Origin of the sequence: Devosia elaeis, from assembly GCF_001650025.1 — a bacterium.
GTDB lineage: Bacteria > Pseudomonadota > Alphaproteobacteria > Rhizobiales > Devosiaceae > Devosia > Devosia elaeis.
In genome coordinates this window covers 14,908-36,654 of record NZ_LVVY01000113.1, presented here as the reverse complement: position 1 = coordinate 36,654, position 21,747 = coordinate 14,908, and the positions used below count along the sequence as shown (strand labels likewise).

The window sequence follows — 21,747 nt, the reverse complement described above, 5'->3', positions numbered from 1 at the left end:
CGGCGAAAGCGGGCCCGTCCTCCCCGCCGATCAGTTCGACAAAGAGATCGATACCGTCCCATTTGGCCAGGGCCACGGGATCGTCAAACCATTCGAGGCCTGAAATGTTGATGCCGCGATCCCGAGAGCGCGACCGCGCGGCGACGGCGACGACTTCCAACTGACGGCCAAGCTTTCGGGTCAGCTCGCCGCCATCCTTTTGGAGGATGCGCACCAGCGTGGCGCCGACATTGCCCAGCCCCGCGACACCGATACGCAAGGGGGCCAGCCGGTCGGTCTCGCCGAAATCGGACATGGCCTTGAGGATGCGCGCGCGCGTCTCGCTGCGCGGCTCGCGGCCATCGCGCAGGTCGAATACGAAAAGCGGATCGCCGGCGACGATCCGCCCGAAACGGGTGGGCGTCCAACCCCTTGCGGAAATGAAGGATTCAACGGCTTGGCGGAAGGATTGGATGTCGCTCATGATGGGCGACATGTGCATAGGAAATCGCCTAGAGGTCAATAGGAGTTTTGAGGCGATGAGGCCGACCGCGGGCCGGCCTCCTTTCGCGTCATTCTGCCCTGGCGGCGGCCGAAGCCCGGCCGACCTCGGCCATGACCTGTGGAAAGCCCCAGCGGAGCGAGACCGGAGACACCGCGCCACTCACCGACATGGTCAAATCCTCGCCGACCAGCTTGGTGTAGGCGCCTTTCGCAACGAGCGGCGACAGGCTGATCAGGTCCATCGAAAAAAAGTCGTCGGCCGATTTCTGGTCATTGAAGAAACTGATCAGCAGTTCGGCGGGAATGCGGTCGAAATTCTCATAGGAGACGAAATAGGAAATGCCGGTATCGTTGGTGACGGCCTCGGCCGGAGCCGGAGCCGGTACCAGTCCGACATCGGCAAAGAGCTGGACACGCGGCTCGCCTTCGAGGCGGACGGAAACCTGGCCATCGTTGCGGTTGACGATATTGGCGAAGACAATTCCCTTGGCCTCGGGGTATTTCGCGACCTCGGCCTCAAGAAAGGCCTGGGTATCGGCGATCAGCGCCTCAGCGTCCTGCGACAGGCCCAGGGCCTGGCCGGTGAGTGTGACCACATCCTGCCAACTGGCAAACCAGGGCTTGTCCGGGTAGGCGATCACCGGCGCCACATTGCTCAGCAATTCATATTCCTCGGGCGAGAGGCCCGAATAGGGCGCGATAATCACGTCCGGCTGGAGCGCGGCGATGGCCTCGAGCGGCGGCTCGGTCGTATTCGGCAGCACGACGGGCAGTTCGAAGCCCCGCTCGGCCAAAGCAGCCTCGGTCCAGGGCAAGATTCCGTCCTCCCCACCGCCATAGGCGAAAAAGGGCATGCCGACCGGGGCAATGCCCAGATCGATAACAACGTCCTGCGCGGACCAGCCCCAGGTCACCACGCGCTCCGGCTTGGCGGCAATAGTGGTAGCGCCATAAACATGCTCGACCACGGCCGGAAAGGCGTCGTCGGCAAAGGCGGTGGGAGCGAGCGGCAGCAAAGCCGCTGCGACCAACAAAATTATACGCATCTGATTATCCTTGCGCCCGCGCCATACCATCCAGCCGGGCAGATTGTTTGAGGTGGTTGAAAGAACAGGTTCAGGGCGTTTGGAGGGCATCAGCCGCCGCGCCCAATATTTCGAGGTATCGCGGCAGGCCCCAGCGCAACGACAGGATGCTGGGCGGCGACACGGCGGCCACGTTTTCCGTGCCCACCAGGGCCGCCAGCCCGCCCCTGACGATCGGCGGGTAGGTTTGTGCCTGAGGCGTTGCAAGCCATGCGTCCAGCGCCGACTGCTCCTCGTAATAGGTGATGAAGATGTCCGCTTCGAGCTGATCGAAGAGCTCGTAGCTGAGCGGGTAATAGAAGGCGCCGTCGCCCGGCGCTAAAGCGGCGACGCTCGGATTCATGATCATGCCGAAATCGGTGAGAAATTTCATGCGGGCGTCGAACGGCGCATAGACGGCGATTGCCCGTCGAAATCGTTGGCCCCCGCGAAGGTGACTTTCTTTAAGCGCGGATATTTGGCGAACTCGGCCTGCACCCAGGCCGTCGTGTCATCCACCAGCGCCTGCGCCTCGGCGTCCTTGCCCAAGGCCTTGCCGATGATCAGCGTCAAATCCTGCCAGGACGTCGACCATGGCGCCCCCCTATAGGCGATCGTCGGCGCGATGCCGGAGAGCAGCGCATATTGATCTTCCGTGATGCCGGAATAGGCGGCGACGATGAGATCGGGATTGAGCGCCGCGATCTGCTCGATGGGTGGTTCGCCGGACGCATCCAGAATCGTCGGAACTTCCGCACCCAGCGCGGCCAGAGCGTCCTCCACCCATTCATGGACGCCGTTATCGCCCCCGCCATAGGACTGGAAGGGCATGCCGACCGGCACGGCCCCCAGGGCGATCACCGCGTCCTCGTTGCTCCAGCCCCAGGTGACGATGCGCTCCGGCTTGGCGGGAATGATTGTCGCGCCGTGGGCGTGCTCGATGGTGACTGGGAATGGCTGCGCTTGCACGCCGGCCGGGGCGGCCAGACCGATGGCGAAGGCGATTGCGAGAAACCGGAACGACATTGATCACCTTTTGCGCGGAGATAACTCTCCATACAAAAGGTGATTTATGTTGTCATGTATAATTTGATCGCGGTCGGACGCTACGCCTTGAGCGGCACGACATTGCCCTGCCCGCTTTTGCCGCCGAGCAGTTTCTTGACGTTGCGGGCCGCCTGCCGGATGCGCTGCTCGTTCTCGACGAAGGCCAGGCGGATATATTGGTCGCCATATTCGCCGAAGCCCACGCCCGGCGCGACCGCGACCCCGGTTTCCTGCACCAGCAGCTTGGCGAATTCCAGCGACCCGAGATGGGCGAACTGTGCGGGGATGGGCGCCCAGGCGAACATGGTGGCCTTAGGCACGGGGATGTCCCAGCCGGCACGACCGAAGCTTTCCACCATGACGTCGCGACGATGCTTATAGACCTTACGGACTTCCTCGATGACATCGTCCGAGCCGTTCAACGCGGCAACGGCCGCAACCTGGATGGGCGTGAAGGCGCCATAATCGAGATAGGATTTGACCCGGGCGAGCGCTGCGATCAGCCGCTCATTGCCCACGGCGAAGCCGACGCGCCAGCCGGGCATGGAATAGGTCTTGGACATCGAGGTGAATTCGACCGAGATGTCGATGGCACCCGGCACCTGCAGCACTGACGGCGGCGGCTGATCCTCGTCGAAATAGATCTCCGAATAGGCGAGATCGGAGAGGATGAAGATGTCGTTCGCCTTACAATACCGAACCACCTCGGTGTAGAAATCGAGATCGGCGGTATAGGCGGTCGGATTGGCCGGATAATTCAGCACCAGCGCGATGGGCTTGGGGATCGAATGACGCACGGCTCGATCGAGCGAGCGCATGAAATCCTCGTTCGGATCAGCCGGCATGGAGCGCACCACGCCGCCGGACATGATGAAGCCGAAGGAATGGATCGGGTAGGTCGGATTGGGCACCAGCACCACGTCGCCAGGGGCGGTGATCGCCGATGCCATATTGGCGAACCCTTCCTTGGAGCCAAGGGTAGCCACGACCTGGGTATCGGGATTGAGCTTCACCCCGAAGCGACGGCCGTAATAGCTGGCCTGGGCCTTCCGCAGGCCTGGAATGCCGCGCGAAGTGGAATAGCGGTGGGTGCGCCCGTCCTTCACGGTTTCCTGGAGCTTGGCCACTATATGCTCTGGCGTCGGCATGTCGGGATTGCCCATGCCCAGGTCGATGATGTCGACTCCTTCGGCACGCGCCTTCGCTTTGATCGGATCGATATGGGCAAACACATAGGGCGGGAGGCGACGAATGCGGTGGAAGTCTGTGCTCATGATATCCTCGACGGCCTGCGATGGGGCCTGAACTGGCCGCGACGCGCCAGAAGCGCCATGCCTCTAGAAAGAGGCCGATTATCGCGGAATTATGGTTTTAGACGGGTTAAGCGCCCGAAAGTCGGACGGAGACAGCGATATTCGGCTCTTCCCGGCCACCATGTGGCCCGCGGGAAGAGCTATCGGGCGTTTGCCGCGGCCGCCATGGCAGCGACCGCCGGATTGCCGGCGAGCGATGCTCCAAACCCTGCAATTGCGAACGGAGACGCCATGTCTCTTGCCCTTGAGAAATGTCTTCTGATACCACGTCGAGCCGTGGCTACCGACTTAATATGTTCTCCGGTGAACCTTGTAAATGGCATCGCCTCTTTACATGTACGGGCCGGCAGGTGCCGTAAACAACATCGGGTAGGTGCATGAAAAAACGCGTCGCGATCGCCACTATCGGTACCGCCGGTGATGTCAGGCCTTACCTGGCGCTCGCAATAGAGCTCAGCCAAGCCGGTTATGAAGTGGTGCTGGGGGCGAATGCCGATTTCGAGGACCTCGTGGTCTCGCACGGAATCGAGTTCCAGAGCCTGGGCACCAACATGCAGGACTGGCTGCAGCAATCGCGTTTCGACACTGCCATCAGCAAGCTGAAGCTGCACCACTTTCCACAATTGCTGCGCGAAGGTCAGGCCCTGGTCGAGCGCGCGGCGCGCAATTCCTGGGCAATGGCCCAGGGCGCCGATGCCATCGTGGTCAATATCAATACCAGCTTCGGCATCGATATCGCTGAAGCTTTGAACATTCCGGTCGTCATGACCGCCATGCAGCCTCTCAATCCCACCCGCGAATTCCCCGTTTGCGCCTATGAGGTTCCCGATCTCGGGCCGACATTCAACAAGCTCAGCTATATCGCGATGAACCTTCAGCAGGGCTATTACGACCTGCCGCGGGATCGGGTGCGCAAGGAATTGATGGGACTGGGTCCGCGCAAGCGCGGCGGCCTCTTCAAGGACAGCTACGGCAACAATCTGCCGACCCTTTACAATTTTTCCTCCATCGTCTCCCCGCGCCCGCGCGACTGGCCGCAGACCGCGGTGGTTACCGGCTTCTGGTTCCTGGACGATACCAGCGACTGGACGCCGCCGCCCGACCTGCAGCGTTTTCTCGATGCCGGCCCGCCGCCGGTCTATATCGGCTTCGGTTCGATGCCCTTCGGCGCCGAGCGGAATACGCAATTGCTCAAGCAGGCCTTGGAGAAATGGGGCGGACGGGCCATCGTCTCGCGCGGATGGGGCGGCATCAATGCGGCAGATCTTCCCGAAACCGTGTTTGCGGTTTCCGAAGCCCCACACGACAAGCTGTTCCCCCTGGTGGGCGCGGTGGTGCATCATGGCGGCGCCGGCACGACTGCGGCGGGCCTGCGCGCCGGAAAGCCGACCTTCACCCTGCCCCAGGCCTATGACCAGCGCTATTGGGGTCGCCGCGTGCGTGCTCTTGGCTGCGGCCCCGCGCCCGTCCGGCTGCGGGCGCTGACGCCCGATATCCTTGCGGATGCGCTGCATCAATTGACCACCAACCCAACCATGGCTGCCAATGCGAAATCCATAGGCAAGGCGCTTTCCGAAGAAGACGGACTGGCGACGGCGGTGAATTTCATCGAGGCCACCATCGATGCCGCCAAGGCAGGCGCCCGCCGCTTCCCCGTGACCACCTGACCGGAACCCACCGGAACATCCAGGAGAGATTGGCTGGCCAGCTTGCAGATCGAAGGGACGATGCGGTGAAGATATGCCTGGTGGGCGCCGGCGGCGGCATCGGCCGTCAACTGCTGAAGACCTTTGCCGTCAACCACGCGGTCAGCGCCGTCTATCGCACTCTGCCCCAGCATCTGCCCGCAGCCGCCGAGGCCGTCCGCTTCGAGGACGATGATGGACTGACGCAGGCTGTGCGGAACGCCGATGTCGTTGTCCATGCGGCGCTCAACACCAAGGCGCGAGGCAAGGATTTCATCCCGGCCAATCGCCAGGTCACCGAGCGCCTGCTTGGGCTGATCATCCCGGAGACTTGCCGGCTCTTTGTCTATTTCAGCTCGCAGGTGGTTTACGCCGCGCTCGATCCTGTGACCCATCCGGTCCAGGGGGAAGATGCAAAGCTGACCGACCGGCCAGGCTTGGACAATTACACACGGCTCAAGCTTGCCGAGGAAGAGCGCGTCATCTCGGCCTGTCGCGAAAAAGGCATCGACTATCTGATCGTGCGTCCCACCGTGGTCATGGGGCCCAACATGCAATGGTCGAGCGGCATCGTCTCGGCCATGCGCATGGCACCATTCGGACTGAAGCAGCGCACCATCAACCTGGTCCATGTCGCCGACCTTGCCGATCAATTGCTGGCTTTGATCGATCGCGGTGTGAGCAATGAGGTGGTCAACCTGGGCGACCTCGATGTCAGTTCAGATGACTATTTTCGCCATGCCGCGCGTCTGGCAGGCCGGCCGATATTCTTCGCGCCGAACTGGCTATCGGGCGCGGCGGGCAAGGCCATCCCTTCGACGCTTTGGTTCTTGGCGCATAATGTTCGCGTCGATACGGACAAGGTCAGGCGGCTGAGCGGCGTGGCGACGAACCGCCAGCTCGGCGATTTCTTCGAGCCCCCTGCCCGCATCGTTGACGCCCGTTCCCTCGACGCGATCCGCGAAGTCGTGCGCAGCGGCAGACCCTATCATGCGATCGGCCGGGGCTATTTTCTCTGGTTCAACGACAGGCTGGCCAGTGACCAGGTAATCATGGAGCACTATTCGGGGGTGCTTCGGATGGAGGACGATCTGTTGACGGTGAGGGCCGGCACCACGCTGCGCGCGGTGCTCGACTACCTCGCCCCAAGCCAGATGACGCTGGGCACCTTGCCGGAATTCGTCGATATCTCGGCAGGAGCCTGCTTTTTCGCCGAGGTCCATGGCAGCAGCGCCGACTACATTTCCGTCTATGACCTGATCACCGCAATCCGCTATGTCGATGTGGACGGCGTGGAAAAATACTCGCAGCGCGACGACCTCGAATGGGACCGCCTGCGGGAGGGCAATGGCATCATCGTTACCGAGGTGACGTTCCGCTGCCGGGCCAACCACCGGCTGGCCAATGTCATCGAATGGCATCCTGACCATAAGCTTGAAAGCTATGTGGGCGGCGGTTACCTCGCCAATTTCAGCACCACCGTGCATTGGTATCCGCGCAGCAGGGAGATGATGGTCTACAACGTCAATCCTCTCTCGGATGACCATCCCCGGGACCGCGGCCCCTTCGCGCCGATGCGCGGGTCGCCGGCGGCCATGCAGAAACTGCTTCTGGCGCTGCGCCTGCGCGGCCGCTTGAGGATTGTGGGCTGGTCCGAGCGGGTCCTGGCGCCCTGGACCGGCGTGCCCGCCAAGCAGCTGATCGGCAAGGTGTTCCGCGATGCCCGGCGACGGTTCCGAAACATGGAGATCTGCGTGCCCGACCATTGCGCTGCTGCCTTTATCGGCCGGCTGCGGGAAAAAATGCCGGAAATGGGCCTCAGCCCGGGCCAGGGCCTGGGCGTGCGGTTCACCCGGCAACCCTCGACGGGACGGGGCTTCGTGTGGGTGGAAATGACCTCGCGCAATGCTGAACAGATGCATGCCATGATTGACATGGCCCGCAACGCCTGCGGGGGCGTGTTCTGGCTGCACCGAGGCAAGTATGTGCCATCATGGATCGGCGTAGAACACCTGTTCATCCCACGCCTCGGAGGCGCTACACCGGTATTGCCGGAACTGAGCGCCCCCCCCCTATCGACGCGCGAGGGCATAACTGATCGCCACGCCGGCGATGATCGGCAGGAATGTCGCTAGCAATACGACGACAAGCAGAACGGCAGATGGCGGGTTGAGCAGCGCCGCCAACAAGGCGACTGCGCCACCAAGCATCATGAGACGGCCCGACCAACGATGAGCAATCGTCCAGTTTGCCGGGTCGCGCATGGTCCAGGGCAAACGAATACCGGCGATCCGGTTAGGCCGGCTCTTGGGCAGGGAATTGCCCAGGATCAGCAGCAGTGCAGCCATAGCGAATACAACAATTCTGGGCATATCCAGGTTGTAGCCAACACCAATGGCGATGGTGGCGCAGGCCAGCAGAATAGCGAGGCCGAAAATAAGGCTGTTAGCTACCTGAATGACATGGCGCCCTGCCTCCATATCCTCGCTCAAACCGACACGTCGGGCGATCAGAAATAAAGCCACAGCGACAGCCGCCATAATCGCCGGGATCAGCAACGCGACCGGAGCTGGAGCGAAATTGTCTGCCACGCCCTCAAGATTCCAATGAATCGGCAGCGATGTATCCAGGGGCACGATGAAAAATCCGACCGCAGTGACCAGTACCAGGATTCCGACCAGAATCCGGTCGAGGGAATTGAGAATGGGCCGATTAGTCATTCCTGCGCTCCGTTAGGTCCAATATCCCGGCCAGCGCGTCTTCGAGTACGCTGGTATTGAGGTGGTAGATGAGGCTGGTCCCTCGCCGTTCGACGCTGACGAGTTCAGCGTCCTTAAGCTTGTTGAAGTGCACCGACAGCGTGGGGCGGCTGATGTCAAAATGGCTGGCCAGATCGCCTGCGCTCCTGGGCCCCGCTTTCAGCAAGGCCAGAACCTTGCGCCGAACCGGATGCGACAGCGCTTCAAAAACGGTGTTAATACCCACACCCTGCCTCCTCCGCTACCCATTTAATTAGTTCATAGTCTAATTAGATGCAAGGCTAATTTTATGGCGCAAAGAGCAAAGAAAAATGGCGGCCCTGAGGACCGCCATTTTCGCTGAGTGTGCCTGACGCCTTAATGCGTGATGCTGGTCGTGGTCTCGTCGGTCGCTTCGGCCTTGGCCGCCACGGCGGGCTCCGCATCGAAGTCCCATTCGATGGGTTCGGGCTTGCGCACCAGCGCCCGCTCGATAACCTGATCCATCCGGCTCACCGGAACGATCTCCATGCCTTCCTTGACGATATCCGGAATCTCCTGGAGATCGCGGACATTCTCTTCGGGAATAAGCACCGTCTTGATGCCGCCGCGCAGGGCCGCGAGGAGTTTTTCCTTGAGGCCGCCGATGGGCAACACCCTGCCCCGCAGCGTGATTTCGCCCGTCATGGCGACATCATTGCGCACCGGAATGCCGGTCATCACCGAAACGATAGCAGTGGCGAGGCCGATACCGGCCGAGGGACCATCCTTGGGGGTGGCACCTTCGGGCAGATGGACGTGAATGTCGCGCGTGTCGAACATGGGCGGCTTGATGCCGTAGTCGATCGAACGGGACCTCACATAGGCCGTGGCCGCAGTCAGCGATTCCTTCATCACTTCCTTGATGTTGCCGGTGACCGACATGCGGCCCTTGCCGGGCGTCATCACGCCTTCGATGGTGAGCAATTCACCACCAACCGAAGTCCAGGCCAGGCCGGTCACCAGGCCAACCTGCGACTCGGCTTCGATCTCGCCATGCTTGAAGATGGCGGGGCCGAGATACTTGGCCAGGCGCTCGTCATCGATCTCGATGGACTTGACCTTGGTGCGGACGATGTCGGTCACCGCCTTGCGCATCAGCTTGGAGATTTCGCGCTTGAGATTGCGGACGCCGGCTTCGCGGGTATAGCCGCGAATGACCTTCATCAGCATTTCGTCACTGAGCACGAATTCGCCATGGGCAACGCCGTTTTCCTTGGCGGCTTCCGGGATCAGGTGCTGCTTGGCGATCGCGTGCTTCTCCTCTTCGGTGTAACCCGAGAGGCGAATGATCTCCATGCGATCCATCAGCGGGCCGGGAATGTTGAGCGTGTTCGAGGTCGTCACGAACATCACGTCCGAGAGATCGAAATCGACCTCCAGATAATGGTCGGCGAACGTATTGTTCTGTTCCGGATCGAGCACTTCGAGCAGCGCCGAAGACGGATCGCCACGGAAATCCTGGCCCATCTTGTCGATCTCATCGAGCAGGAAGAGAGGATTGTTCTTGCCCACCTTCTTGAGCGACTGGATGATCTTTCCCGGCATGGAGCCGATATAGGTGCGGCGGTGGCCGCGGATTTCGGCTTCGTCGCGAACGCCGCCGAGCGCCATGCGCACGAATTCACGGCCCGTCGCCTTGGCGATGGACTTGCCCAGCGAGGTCTTGCCGACGCCCGGAGGACCGACAAGGCAGAGGATCGGGCCCTTCAGCGTGCCGGTGCGGGCCTGGACGGCAAGATATTCGAGGATGCGTTCCTTGACCTTTTCCAAGCCGTAATGATCGGCGTCCAGCACCTTCTCGGCCAGCGCGAGGTCGCGCTTGACCTTGGACTTCTTGCCCCAGGGCAGGCCCAGAAGCGTATCCAGATAGTTACGGACGACAGTGGCTTCGGCTGACATCGGGCTCATGGATTTGAGCTTCTTGATCTCGGCATCGGCCTTGGCCCGCGCTTCCTTGGAAAGCTTGGTCTTGGCCACGCGCTCTTCGAGCTCGGTCACCTCATTGGCGCCGTCTTCGCCGTCGCCCAGCTCGCGCTGGATCGCCTTCATCTGCTCGTTGAGATAATATTCGCGCTGCGTCTTCTCCATCTGCCGCTTGACGCGGGAGCGGATGCGCTTTTCCACCTGCAACACACCGATCTCGCCTTCCATCAGGCCGATGACCTTCTGGAGCCGTTCGACCACCGAAACGGTGGTGAGCAGGTCTTCCTTCTCGGGGATCTTGATCACGAGGTGGCTGGCAATGGTGTCGGCCAGCTTGCTCGCATTCTCGATTTGGCCAACAGCGGCGACCACCTCGGCGGAAATCTTCTTGTTCAGCTTGACGTAGTTTTCGAACTCGGACTGGGCCGAACGGGCCAGGGCCTCGATTTCGGTCGCGTCTTCTTCGGGCTCGGCGAGAGCGGAAGCTTCAGCCTCGAAATATTCGTCGGTCTGCAGATAGCGGTCGATGGTAGCGCGGTGCAGGCCTTCCACCAGCACTTTCACGGTGCCGTCGGGAAGCTTCAGCAATTGCAGAACCGTAGCGATCGTGCCGGTGGGATAGATCTGGTCGGGCGCAGGATCGTCGTCCTGCGCATTCTTCTGGGTCACGACGAGAATGTGCTTGTCGTCGCGCATGACCTCTTCAAGCGCCTTGACCGATTTTTCGCGGCCGACAAACAGCGGCACGATCATGCCGGGGAAGACGACGATGTCGCGCAGGGGGAGAACCGGGTAAACCCGGTCCCGGCTCGTCTCGCCGGTGGAAGTAACTTCCGACATCACATTTCCTTTCCGGGGCGCGCCGGAGGGAGGAATTGGTGCGCGCCCGTATTGCGACTGCCCAATCTTCGAAAGGCTGGGCGATTCAGGTTAATAAATAGGGTGGACTGCCCTTCCCGCAAGTCAACCTTTGCGCTTTTGTGACCGTTACCCTTACTACGCACAGGAGATATGTGCGGATACCGGAAACAGCGATGTGCCTTGCATCCGGATCGCATGCGTAACGCCAACCGCCAGCCAGCCCGGAGCCGCCGATGACCGCCCTGCCCCGTCCCAAGCGCATCGACTTGATTGGCATCGCCACCGCCTCCGGCGCCTCGGTGCGCGGCTGCGGCATGGGGCCGGAAGCGCTGCGCGTTGCGGGCCTCGCCGAAGCCCTGATCGACCTCGAGCACAGCGTCGCCGATCACGGCGATTTGCGCCGTCCACAGCCCGATATCTCCACCAATCCCTCAAGCTGGCGCTTGCCCGACGAGCGCAAGGCCGATGTGCTCGAGCTGGCGGAGAGTGTCAGCAATGCCGGATATGACATTCTCAAGGCCGGGCATTTTCCGCTCTTCCTGGGCGGCGACCATTCCGTCGCCATGGGCACGGTTTCGGCGGTGGCGCGCCATTGCCTGCCACTGCAAAAGCCGGTCCATGTGCTCTGGATCGATGCGCACGCCGATTACAACACGCCGGAAACCTCCCCGTCGGGCAATCTTCACGGCATGCCGCTGGCGCTCCTATGCGGAGAACCCGGCTTCAATGAAGCGTTTCGCGGCGAATGGCTGGGCCGGATCGATCCCGGCAATGTGAGCATTTTCGGCGCACGCTCCATCGATCGCGACGAGCGCCGGCTTGTCCAGGCGCGTGGCGTCGACGTCATCGACATGCGGAAGATCGACCAATTGGGTGTCGTTGCCGCCATGCAGAAGGTCATCGACAAGGCGAAGGCGGTCGGCGCGCACCTGCATGTCAGTTTCGATGTCGACAGCCTCGATCCGGCGATAGCACCGGGCGGCGGCACGCTGGTGCCAGGCGGCCTCAGCTATCGGGAGGCGCATCTGATCATGGAAATGCTCCATGATAGCGGGATCGTCGGTTCACTCGACGTTGTGGAGCTCAACCCTTTCCTCGACCACGGCGGCAAGAGCGCGACGCTGATGGTGGACCTGGTCGCAAGCCTTTTCGGCCGCTCAATCATGGGTGAAGAGCCCGGGCCGGTGGAGTTCCTGCTGGCGGAGAACGAAGCGCCTTGACCCGACGCCCAATTAACTGCGTATCCGACCACCCAAAGCACAACGGCCTCCCAATGGGGAGGCCGTCGCAATTGGTTCGCTTTGCCAACGCTTAGGCAGAGGCCGGCGCCTCTTCCTTCTTGCGCTCGGAATAGATGTAGAGCGGACGAACGTCCTTGCCCTTCACCACATCCTCCGAAATCACCACTTCCTCGACGCCCTCGAGGGAGGGCAGGTCGTACATGGTGTCGAGCAGGATGGCTTCCATGATGGAGCGCAGGCCGCGCGCGCCGGTCTTGCGCTCGATGGCCTTCTCCGCGATGGCCTTGAGGGCGTCCTCATGGAAGGTCAGCTCAACCTCTTCCATCTGGAACAGGCGCTGGTACTGGCGCACCAGGGCATTCTTGGGCGCAGTCAGGATTTCGATGAGCGCGGGCACATCGAGGTCTTCCAGCGTTGCCAGGTTCGGCAGGCGACCGATGAATTCGGGGATCAGGCCGAACCGCACCAGATCTTCCGGCTCCACTTCGGCGAGAATCTGGCCGACGCGACGGTCGTTGGGATCCTTCACCGTAGCGGAGAAACCGATGCCCGAGCCTTCGCCGCGCGCCGAAATGATGCGCTCGAGACCGGCAAAGGCGCCGCCGCAGATGAACAGGATATTGGTGGTATCCACCTGCAGGAACTCCTGCTGAGGATGCTTGCGGCCGCCCTGCGGGGGCACAGAGGCCACGGTGCCTTCCATGATCTTGAGCAGGGCCTGCTGCACGCCTTCGCCCGACACGTCGCGGGTGATGGACGGATTGTCCGACTTGCGGGAAATCTTGTCCACTTCGTCGATATAGACGATACCGCGCTGGGCCTTTTCGACATTGTAGTCGGCGGCCTGAAGCAGCTTCAGGATGATGTTCTCCACGTCCTCGCCCACATAACCGGCTTCGGTCAGCGTGGTGGCGTCGGCCATGGTGAAAGGCACATCGATGATGCGCGCCAGCGTCTGGGCCAGAAGGGTCTTGCCCGAGCCGGTGGGGCCGATCAGCAGGATATTGGACTTGGAAAGCTCAACGTCCTGGTTCTTGGCAGCATGGTGCAGGCGCTTGTAGTGGTTGTGCACGGCGACGGAGAGCACCTTCTTGGCGCGGCCCTGGCCGATGACGTAGTCGTCCAGCACCTTGCAGATCTCTGCCGGCGTGGGCACGCCCTCGGAGGACTTGACCATGGAGGTCTTGTTCTCTTCGCGGATGATGTCCATGCACAGCTCGACGCATTCATCGCAGATGAACACGGTCGGCCCCGCGATCAGCTTCCGCACTTCGTGCTGCGACTTGCCGCAGAACGAGCAGTAAAGCGTATTCTTGGAGGTTTCGCCGTTCGTTGTCTCTTTGGACATCCAGTCACTCCCGGGGGCTGGGGGCCCCCAAATTCAAGCGTTAACGGATAGCGTAACGCTCAAGACATAAAGAAAGTCTAAGCCGAAACGACCTTAAAGGCCGTTCCGGCTGGGTGCAATTGCGCATGGATCACAGTCCACGGCGCAGCAGTAATGTGCTTAACGCGCATCAAGTCAGGCAGATGCCTCGGGGACGGCGCGCTTTTCCATTACCGTATCGATCAGGCCGAAGGCCTTGGCCTCTTCGGGCGACAGGAAACGATCGCGCTCCAGAGCGTTCTCGATTTCCTCATAGGTGCGGCCGGTGTGCTTCTCATAAATCTGATTAAGACGCCGCTTCAAACCCTCGACTTCCTTGGCATGAATCAGGATGTCAGTCACCTGCCCCTGGAAGCCGCCGGAAGGCTGGTGCACCATGACGCGCGAGTTCGGCAGCGACGTGCGCATGCCCGCTTCGCCCGCGGCGAGCAGCAAAGAGCCCATGGACGCCGCTTGCCCCATCACCATGGTGGCGACGGCGGGGCGGATGAACTGCATGGTGTCGTAGATGGAAAGGCCAGCCGTCACCACGCCGCCGGGCGAGTTGATGTACATGGCGATTTCCTTTTTCGGATTTTCCGATTCGAGGAACAGCAATTGCGCGACGATGAGCGAGGCCATGTTGTCCTCGACCACGCCGGTCACGAAAATGATGCGCTCGCGCAGCAGGCGCGAATAGATGTCGAAGGCGCGTTCGCCGCGGTTCGACTGCTCGACCACCATGGGAACGAGCGTGTTCATGTAAAGATCGTGCGGATCCCGCATATTTTGCCCCTTGGCCTGGCCATTGTGTCGCGGACAGATGGCCGGCTTGGTTGTTGGACATCGCCCTAGCCTCGAACGCGCATTCGCAAAGGCAATGGAGATGTCTGGAAATCGAATCGGCGCGACAGGCCGATTGCAGGCGAAGCCGCCTTAACGGGCGGTAAAGGCACAGATAGGCGGCAATGTGGCGGGCTTCAATAGCCGGCCGGCAGTAAGGTGAACGGCCTGGCCCGCTTCGTCAGCTAAAGCCGACGGCAACGCCCTTTTTCTTGAAGTAGGCCTGCATCAGCTTGCGGCCCTGCCGATTGGGCTGGGCGAGCTTGCTGGTCTCGAAGACAGCCTCCTTGGCGCCTTCCCTGGCCATGGCGGCCTTGAGGGCGGCAATATGGATGTCGAGGTCTTCGTTGTTATTCCGGATCGAAGCGTAGATGGCCTCGATCGCTGCGGAAACGGTGATGTCGCTCACGTGCGGATTTCCTTCATCGCGTCTAGGTTCTCAAGACATGATTGTGTCCGTCTTGCCAAGCATTTTCGGCACTATTTTGGTGTGGCAGAGGGAAGCGCGGCGTCATGCCCTCCCCCCGCCCTGGCCGGCAACCTAGCCGAGCTTGAATTCCGGCCGGCCTTCACCAGTCTGGCTGTGCCGATCGGTGTCGCGCAACGCACGAATCTGGATGCGGCAATGCGCGGCGATGGGGTCATCGGCGAACAGGGCCTTGGCCTCCTCCATGTCGCGCGCCTCCACCAGGACCAGGCCGCCCACCACCTCCTTGGTTTCGGCATAGGGGCCATCCGTCTCGGTGAGCCGCGCGGGGCGGCGCCGGCGATCGATCACCTCTTCTGTCGAGACGTCGGCCAAGGGCGAGGCCAGCAGCAGGTGCCCGCTGGCGCGCAGCTTGTGGTCGTGCTCAATGGTTGCATCGTCGAAGCGGCGCATTTCCTCAGGCGATATTCCGGCGAAGGCATCAGGCGAGAAGTAAAAAAGACAGAGAAATTTCATGTTCGGTCTCCTTGGCTGAACAACGACGCGACGAGTGCCCGCGCAGGAGCTCGACTAATTTTCGAGCTTTTTCGTGCGGCCACCAGGACCATTTGCAGAGCGTGGGCCAGCCCTTAATGTGGCGGGGTATTAGCCCTACGGAAGACCATGGCCGCCATTGTTCAAGTCAAGCCGATCACCGACGTTCCAGACACCAGCCGCGCCAGTGCCGCGCCGCGTGATCCGACGTTTTTCCAGAACCCCTACACCTTCTATGCCGAGCGGCATGCGAGCCGGCCGGCCTTTTTCTGGGAGGAATATGGGCATTGGTGCTTCGCCGATTTCAAATCGGTCAGTGCCTTGCTCCGCGACAAACGCTTCGGCCGGGATATCCTGCATGTGGCGAGCCGGGAGGAGATCGGCCTGCCGCCGCCTAAGCTCCATACCGCCGACTTCGACCTTACCGAGAAATACTCGCTGCTCAATCTGGAGCCTCCGGCGCACACCCGGCTGCGCACGCTGGTGAACCGTGCCTTCGTCTCTCGCCAGGTCGAGCAATTGCGGCCGCGCATCCGCCAGCTTGCCCATGAGATGATCGACGCTTTCGAAGGGCAGGACAGCATCGACCTGATCAAGGCCTTTGCCGCGCCCATTCCCGCCATCATCATTGCCGAAATGATCGGGCTTCCGGCCGAAATGGCACCGCAATTGCTCAATTGGTCCAATCGCATGGTGACGATGTACATGTACGGCGTCACACGCGAGACGGAGCTCGACGCCAATCAGGCGGCCGCCGATTTCACCGCTTACCTACGCTCAGTGATCGCGGAGCGGCGCAAGGCGCCGCAGGAAGATTTGCTCAGCCACATGCTGACCAGCGACCGCGACGGGGACGTATTGAGCGATGACGAGGTCATGTCCACGGCCATCCTGCTACTCAATGCCGGCCACGAGGCAACGGTGCACACGACCGGCAATGGCGTTAAATCGATCCTGGAAAGCGGCCTCGATCCGCACGCCCTGTTCGCGACGCCGGAACAGGCCGAGGCGACGGTGGAGGAGTGCCTGCGATTCGACGCGCCGTTGCATCTATTCACCCGCTACGCGCTGGCGGATATCGACCTGAACGGGATAAATCTGCGCAAGGGCGACGTCATCGGCCTGATGCTAGGCGCCGCCAATCGCGACCCGGCCCGGTTTGCCAATGCAGACAGCTTCGATCCCTTTCGCGAGGATGGCGCAAATGTCAGCTTCGGAGCGGGCATCCACTTCTGCATCGGCGCCCCGCTGGCGCGGATCGAATTGCAGGAGGCGATGGGGGTATTGTTCGAGCGCCTGCCCAAGGTGCGGATCGCCGAACCGCCGCGATACGGCGATGTCTATCATTTCCACGGGCTGGAAAAATTGACCGTCAGCTGGAAATGAAAAGGGGAGGCTTTCGCCTCCCCTTCCTCTTTGAGCCGGTTATTCGGCCGGCACGGCTTCCACGTCGAGGTCCTCGATCGCCTTGCCGTTGTCATAGACAGCCTGGTTGAGGATGCCCTGGCGCTTGGCCACGATGGTCGGCACTAGCGCCTGGCCAGCGACGTTCACTGCCGTGCGGCCCATGTCGAGGATGGGGTCGATGGCCAGCAGCAGGCCCACGCCTTCGAGCGGCAGGCCCAGGGTCGACAGCGTCAGCGTGAGCATGACCGTCGCGCCGGTAAGCCCCGCCGTCGCCGCCGAGCCGATGACCGACACGAAGATGATCAGCAGGTAATGCTCGATGCCGAGGCTGATGCCGAAGAACTGGGCAACGAAGATTGCCGAGATCGCCGGATAGATCGCCGCACAACCATCCATCTTGGTGGTGGCGCCGAGCGGGACGGCGAACGAGGCATATTCACGCGGCACGCCGAGATTTTTTTCCGTGATCCGCTCGGTGACCGGCAGGGTGCCGATGGAGGAACGCGACACGAAGGCGAGCTGGATGGCCGGCCAGGCGCTCTGGAAATAGCGGATGGGATTGAGGCCATTGGCCTGAAGCAGAACGGGATAGACCACGAACAGCACCAGTACCAGACCGATATAGATGGCCGCCGCATACCAGCCGAGTTGGGCCAGCGCATCCCAGCCATAGACGGCGACGGCATTGCCGAGCAGGCCGATGGTGCCGATCGGCGTCAGGCGGATGACCCACCACAGGACCTTGTGGATGATCTTGAGGAACGACCGGTTGAAAGCCAGGAACGGATCGGCAGCCGGACCGACGCGCAGGGCGGCGATGCCGATCACGATCGACACGATCAGGATTTGCAGCACATTGAAATTGAGGCTGGTGGTCGCGCCGCTATCGGATACCCGGGTGGACGCCTGGAGGCCGATGAAATTGGACGGGATCAGCCCCTTGAGGAAGTCCAGCCAGGAACCGGTGGACGACGGCGCGCGGGCCGCGGCCTCGGTCACGGCGGTATTGACTCCTGGCTGAATGATCAGGCCCAGGGCGATACCGATGGCCACCGCGATCAGCGCAGTGATGGCGAACCAGAGCAAAGTCTGCCAGACCAGCTTGGCAGCATTGTTGAGCTCCCGCAGATTGGCGATGGACGCGACGATGGCCGTGAAGACCAATACCGGAACCAGCGCGCGCAGCAGCGACACGAAGGACGATCCGACGGTGGACAGCGTCGTGGTGAGCCAATTGGCATTGCCGGCCGCATCGGTGCCCATGTTGCGGGCGATGAAGCCGAGGATCAGGCCGATGACCATGGCGGCCAGCACCTGAAAGCCAAAATTGAGATAGAGCGGCTTGGGCGCGCGTGGCGCCGAGCCGGCCGGGACGGAGGTGGGCATTTGCACATAGCCTTTCGGTGGCGCGCGACATTGCCCAATCGTTGGGCCGCCTGCCGCACAATTGGCCAGACCTTACGCCTCGATTTTTCCGATTGCAGCGTATGGCATTGCTTTTTCCACCGGGATGGAAATATTTTTCTACCGCCGGGGTCGCCGCATTGGAAAAGCCTTCTCAAAGACCGCGGGCGGCGAGGGTGACAAGGGCTGCAAAGATAGGCGCGCCAAGCAGACTCGCGGCCATGGCGACCACCAGCGGGCCCGGCCCTGGATCGGCCCAGGCGAGCCAAGCCAGAGCAAGGGCCGCGATGGCGCAGAAAATGCCGCTGGCGCGGTGGACCAACAGCCAGGCGCGATCCGACTTTATCGGCCAGGGCATGCGTAGACCGCCATAGGAATGGCGCTCGGCCTCGAAGATCACGACGGCGAGCACCAGCAGCAAGGCGGCAAGGCCGAAACCGGTGATCCGAAACATGTCGAAATCCGAGCCGATGCCGATGAGCAACAAGCCAAGTTGGCATGCGGCTGCGACGGCGAGCACCAGGGTCAGGGCCGGATCGAGAATGTGACGCGTCTTGGCCAGGTGGTTCGCGGTCAATGCCCGGCCAAGCAGGAAGAAGGCCCCGATCAGCAAGAGCTGGATAAGCGGCGCAACGGCAAGCGCGATGTCGCGTGGCCAGAGCCAGTCTGCCGTGCTGCCCTGCCAATGAGCGGGGAAGGCATAGGTCGGTGGTACGTGGATGAGGACCACGCCGGCGATTGCCAGGGTGACACCGAAAAGCAGGAGATGGAACCGGGTAACGAGGCTATGCATGGCCGAATGCATATGGGGGAGTGCCGGCGGATCGCAAGCCCTCCCCCAGGCGCGAGGATGGCTCAAAGAAAGGGGCCGGATTTCCCGGCCCCTCGCAGAACTGAAAGATCGTCCAGCTTTTAGCGCTTGGAGAACTGGAAGGAGCGGCGGGCCTTGGCCTTGCCGTACTTCTTGCGCTCGACAACGCGGCTATCGCGGGTCAGGAAGCCGCCCTTCTTGAGGATCGGACGCAAGCCCGGCTCGAAGTAGTTGAGCGCCTTGGAGATGCCGTGACGAACGGCACCGGCCTGGCCGGAAAGACCACCGCCGGCGACGGTGACGTTGACGTCATACTGGTCGAGACGGTCAGTGGCGACGATCGGCTGCTTGACAATGAGCTGCAGAACCGGACGAGCGAAGTACTTGGCGAATTCGCGGCCATTGATGGTCAGCGTGCCCTTGCCCGGCTTGATCCAGACGCGAGCCACGGCATTCTTGCGCTTGCCGGTGGCATAGGCGCGGCCGAGGCTGTCCAGCTTCTGCTCATGCACCGGAGCCGCGTTGACGGCGGGAGCGGCAGTCGAGGTGCCGAGATCTTCGAGAGAGTTGATGGTTTCGGCCATGTTACTTCACCCGGACGTTCTTGGAGTTCATCGCAGCGACGTCGAGCTTTGCCGGGTTCTGCGCTTCGTGAGGATGCTCGGAACCGGCATAGACGCGCAGGTTCTTGAGCTGGGCGCGGGTCAGCGGACCTCCCGGCATCATGCGGCGCACGGCGTTCTCGAGAACGCGGCCCGGGAAGCGGCCTTCCAGCAGCTCGCGAGCGGTGCGGTCCTTGATGCCGCCGGGATAACCGGTGTGCCAGTAGAAGCGATGCTGGTCCAGCTTACGGCCGGTCAGCTTCACCTTGTCGGCATTGATGACGATGATGTTGTCACCCATGTCCATGTGCGGGGTGAAGGTCGGCTTGTGCTTGCCGCGCAGGCGCGAGGCGATGATCGAAGCGAGACGACCCACGACCAGCCCTTGGGCGTCGATGAGGACCCACTTCTTTTCGATCTCGCTCGGTTTTGCCGAGTACGTGCTCATAATCGAATTCCCTAAATTCAAGCAGCCGGCCCACGCATGGACCGGCCAATTCGGCGGCGTCTCTAGGCGAGATTCCCCGAACCGTCAAGTGCATTAAAAAAGATTAGCAATTTCAACGCATTACAATTGCGGTATCATATTACCGCACTCGTCGCATATCGGCGATATAGGCGCCCGCCAGGCCGGCCAACATGAAGGCAACGGCCTGGTGCCCCACCGCGAGTGCGATCGGCACGCTGGTGAGCAAGGTCGCGATGCCGAGAGCCACCTGCGCCAATACCACCAGGCTGATCCGCGGCAGCCAGCCATGGACGCCGCCAAAGCCGCCATCCTTGCTGCGGCGCCAGAGCAGCCAGAAAATATAGGCAACCAAGGCATAGGCGATGCCGCGATGAATGAACTGCACCGTCAGGGCGTTTTCGAACAGGTTGCGCCAGGCAGGGTCCATGATGAAGAGGCCCTTGGGGATGATCGCACCATCCATGAGCGGCCAGGTCTGATAACCCATGCCGGCATCGAGGCCGGCGACAAACGCCCCTGCCCCGATCTGCAGAATGATGCCGACCAGCAGGATCCAGCCCGTCGCCAGATGGAAACCCGTGACGTGGCCGATCGTCCGGCCTGGCGTCAACGAACGTGCGACATAGATCAACGCGATGAAGAGCAGCGAAGCGGCCGTAAGATGGGCGGCCAGGCGATATTGGGACACCGAAGTCAGCTCGGTCAGCCCCGAAGTCACCATCCACCAGCCCAGGGCGCCCTGGAACCCGCCGAGGACGAACAGCCCGAACAGCGGCCAGGCGAGGTCGCGCGACAGGCGCTTCTGGAAAAGAAACACAGCGAACGGCACCAGGAAGACCAGGCCCAGGGCGCGGGCCAGCAGGCGGTGGAACCATTCCCAGAAGAAGATGTATTTGAAGTCGTCCAGTTCCATCCAGGAATGGACATAGGTGTACTGGGGAATCTGCTTGTAGGCCTCGAATTCCTCCAGCCACTCGGCTTCATTGAGCGGCGGAATGATGCCGGAGATCGGCTTCCACGACGTTATGGACAGGCCGGACTCCGTCAGGCGGGTGATGCCGCCGACCACCACGATCAACAGGACGAAGGCGGCCAGTCCGTAGAGCCAGATGCGGACGGGTCGCAGGCGATCGCTTGCGAAGCTGACTTGGCCCGGTGCGGCATCTTGCATGGAAGTCACGGCGTCATTTCCAGTATCAGTGAAGCTGCCGGAGTGGTATGCCGCCCTCACTTATACCGCAACAGACCAGATGCCGCACATGACCCAGCGTAATCGAAAATTGATCGGGGCGTTTCTGCTCGTCGGTTCGATCGTTCTATGGTCCGTTCTGGCCACGGCGATTTATCTCATGCTTCCCGAAGGACTGCCGGGACTTGTCCTGATCGGCTTCTTCATCATTGCCGGCATGGGCTGGCTCCTGCCTGCAATGGCAATCATACAATGGATGGCGCGCCCGGATTCAGCCAAAGGCTGACCCGAAAAAGCG

At 61.7% G+C, this 21,747-nt stretch carries 21 protein-coding genes and 1 pseudogene; 5 read left to right on the top strand and 17 right to left on the bottom strand.

Features of this window, described 5'->3' with window-relative positions:
• The 5 genes and pseudogenes from A3840_RS15000 to A3840_RS14980 form a co-directional block, all read right to left on the bottom strand.
• A pseudogene (locus A3840_RS15000) lies at positions 1-463 on the bottom strand (homoserine dehydrogenase); the annotation flags it as partial.
• An 88-nt stretch (positions 464-551) separates the two neighbouring features.
• Positions 552-1,529, bottom strand: a complete 978-nt coding sequence (locus tag A3840_RS14995; RefSeq protein ID WP_067458534.1) for an ABC transporter substrate-binding protein — start codon at positions 1,527-1,529, stop codon at positions 552-554.
• A 70-nt stretch (positions 1,530-1,599) separates the two neighbouring features.
• Positions 1,600-1,941 carry a TroA family protein gene (locus A3840_RS14990; protein ID WP_067458523.1) on the bottom strand — a complete coding sequence of 114 codons (342 nt, stop codon included), beginning with the start codon at positions 1,939-1,941 and terminating at the stop codon, positions 1,600-1,602.
• Positions 1,938-2,573: an ABC transporter substrate-binding protein gene (locus tag A3840_RS14985; protein WP_067458520.1), complete on the bottom strand. Its 636-nt coding sequence runs from the start codon at positions 2,571-2,573 to the stop codon at positions 1,938-1,940. The genes A3840_RS14990 and A3840_RS14985 overlap by 4 nt, the downstream gene beginning before the upstream one ends.
• A gap of 80 nt (positions 2,574-2,653) precedes the next feature.
• Entirely contained in the window at positions 2,654-3,868 is a 1,215-nt protein-coding gene (locus A3840_RS14980; RefSeq protein WP_067458517.1) for an LL-diaminopimelate aminotransferase, read from the bottom strand.
• A 416-nt stretch (positions 3,869-4,284) separates the two neighbouring features.
• On the opposite strand from A3840_RS14980, the gene A3840_RS14975 reads away from it, so the two are divergent.
• Together A3840_RS14975 and A3840_RS14970 are read left to right on the top strand one after the other, a co-directional pair.
• A complete protein-coding gene (locus A3840_RS14975) occupies positions 4,285-5,574 on the top strand; it encodes a glycosyltransferase (protein WP_067458514.1) in 1,290 nt (429 codons plus the stop codon).
• 29 nt (positions 5,575-5,603) lie between these two features.
• The gene (locus A3840_RS14970; protein ID WP_165603193.1) at positions 5,604-7,727 is read left to right on the top strand and encodes an NAD-dependent epimerase/dehydratase family protein; all 2,124 of its coding nucleotides are present in this window, start codon (positions 5,604-5,606) and stop codon (positions 7,725-7,727) included.
• On the opposite strand, the gene A3840_RS19150 is transcribed toward A3840_RS14970, so the two are convergent.
• From A3840_RS19150 to lon, 3 genes are all read right to left on the bottom strand, one after another.
• Positions 7,665-8,312 carry an SdpI family protein gene (locus A3840_RS19150; protein WP_082903930.1) on the bottom strand — a complete coding sequence of 216 codons (648 nt, stop codon included), beginning with the start codon at positions 8,310-8,312 and terminating at the stop codon, positions 7,665-7,667. The genes A3840_RS14970 and A3840_RS19150 overlap by 63 nt on opposite strands.
• Positions 8,305-8,577, bottom strand: a complete 273-nt coding sequence (locus A3840_RS14965) for a metalloregulator ArsR/SmtB family transcription factor (protein WP_205633397.1) — start codon at positions 8,575-8,577, stop codon at positions 8,305-8,307. The genes A3840_RS19150 and A3840_RS14965 overlap by 8 nt, the downstream gene beginning before the upstream one ends.
• 131 nt (positions 8,578-8,708) lie before the next feature.
• On the bottom strand, positions 8,709-11,135 hold the full coding sequence (gene lon / locus A3840_RS14960; protein WP_067458509.1) for an endopeptidase La: 2,427 nt from the start codon (positions 11,133-11,135) through the stop codon (positions 8,709-8,711).
• A 254-nt stretch (positions 11,136-11,389) separates the two neighbouring features.
• Here lon and rocF point away from each other — a divergent pair, with 254 nt between their 5' ends.
• Positions 11,390-12,376, top strand: coding sequence for an arginase (rocF, locus tag A3840_RS14955; RefSeq protein WP_109442338.1), 987 nt, complete (start codon positions 11,390-11,392; stop codon positions 12,374-12,376).
• A 91-nt stretch (positions 12,377-12,467) separates the two neighbouring features.
• On the opposite strand, the gene clpX is transcribed toward rocF, so the two are convergent.
• The 4 genes from clpX to A3840_RS14935 all read right to left on the bottom strand — a co-directional run bounded on the left by clpX (position 12,468) and on the right by A3840_RS14935 (position 15,549).
• Positions 12,468-13,745 carry an ATP-dependent Clp protease ATP-binding subunit ClpX gene (gene clpX, locus A3840_RS14950; protein WP_067458507.1) on the bottom strand — a complete coding sequence of 426 codons (1,278 nt, stop codon included), beginning with the start codon at positions 13,743-13,745 and terminating at the stop codon, positions 12,468-12,470.
• A gap of 174 nt (positions 13,746-13,919) precedes the next feature.
• Positions 13,920-14,549: an ATP-dependent Clp protease proteolytic subunit gene (locus A3840_RS14945; protein ID WP_067458504.1), complete on the bottom strand. Its 630-nt coding sequence runs from the start codon at positions 14,547-14,549 to the stop codon at positions 13,920-13,922.
• Positions 14,550-14,787: 238 nt separating this feature from the next.
• Entirely contained in the window at positions 14,788-15,015 is a 228-nt protein-coding gene (locus A3840_RS14940) for a hypothetical protein (protein WP_067458501.1), read from the bottom strand.
• 132 nt (positions 15,016-15,147) lie between these two features.
• Positions 15,148-15,549: a YciI family protein gene (locus tag A3840_RS14935; RefSeq protein ID WP_067458499.1), complete on the bottom strand. Its 402-nt coding sequence runs from the start codon at positions 15,547-15,549 to the stop codon at positions 15,148-15,150.
• Positions 15,550-15,696: 147 nt separating this feature from the next.
• On the opposite strand from A3840_RS14935, the gene A3840_RS14930 reads away from it, so the two are divergent.
• On the top strand, positions 15,697-16,953 hold the full coding sequence (locus A3840_RS14930; protein ID WP_067458497.1) for a cytochrome P450: 1,257 nt from the start codon (positions 15,697-15,699) through the stop codon (positions 16,951-16,953).
• 39 nt (positions 16,954-16,992) lie between these two features.
• On the opposite strand, the gene A3840_RS14925 is transcribed toward A3840_RS14930, so the two are convergent.
• The 5 genes from A3840_RS14925 to A3840_RS14905 form a co-directional block, all read right to left on the bottom strand.
• Entirely contained in the window at positions 16,993-18,360 is a 1,368-nt protein-coding gene (locus tag A3840_RS14925) for a dicarboxylate/amino acid:cation symporter (RefSeq protein WP_067458495.1), read from the bottom strand.
• Positions 18,361-18,532: 172 nt separating this feature from the next.
• Positions 18,533-19,171: an SdpI family protein gene (locus A3840_RS14920; RefSeq protein WP_131798343.1), complete on the bottom strand. Its 639-nt coding sequence runs from the start codon at positions 19,169-19,171 to the stop codon at positions 18,533-18,535.
• 119 nt (positions 19,172-19,290) lie between these two features.
• Complete coding sequence (rpsI, locus tag A3840_RS14915; RefSeq protein ID WP_067458488.1) at positions 19,291-19,773, bottom strand: 30S ribosomal protein S9; 483 nt, start codon at positions 19,771-19,773, stop codon at positions 19,291-19,293.
• Between the two features lies 1 nt (position 19,774).
• Entirely contained in the window at positions 19,775-20,239 is a 465-nt protein-coding gene (gene rplM / locus A3840_RS14910) for a 50S ribosomal protein L13 (protein ID WP_067458485.1), read from the bottom strand.
• Between the two features lie 139 nt (positions 20,240-20,378).
• Positions 20,379-21,431, bottom strand: a complete 1,053-nt coding sequence (locus A3840_RS14905; RefSeq protein ID WP_067458482.1) for a COX15/CtaA family protein — start codon at positions 21,429-21,431, stop codon at positions 20,379-20,381.
• Between A3840_RS14905 and A3840_RS19145 the strand changes: the two genes are divergently transcribed.
• Positions 21,430-21,735, top strand: a complete 306-nt coding sequence (locus A3840_RS19145; protein ID WP_165603192.1) for a DUF2842 domain-containing protein — start codon at positions 21,430-21,432, stop codon at positions 21,733-21,735. The two genes, A3840_RS14905 and A3840_RS19145, sit on opposite strands and share 2 nt — an antisense overlap.
• The last annotated feature ends 12 nt before the right edge of the window (positions 21,736-21,747 follow it).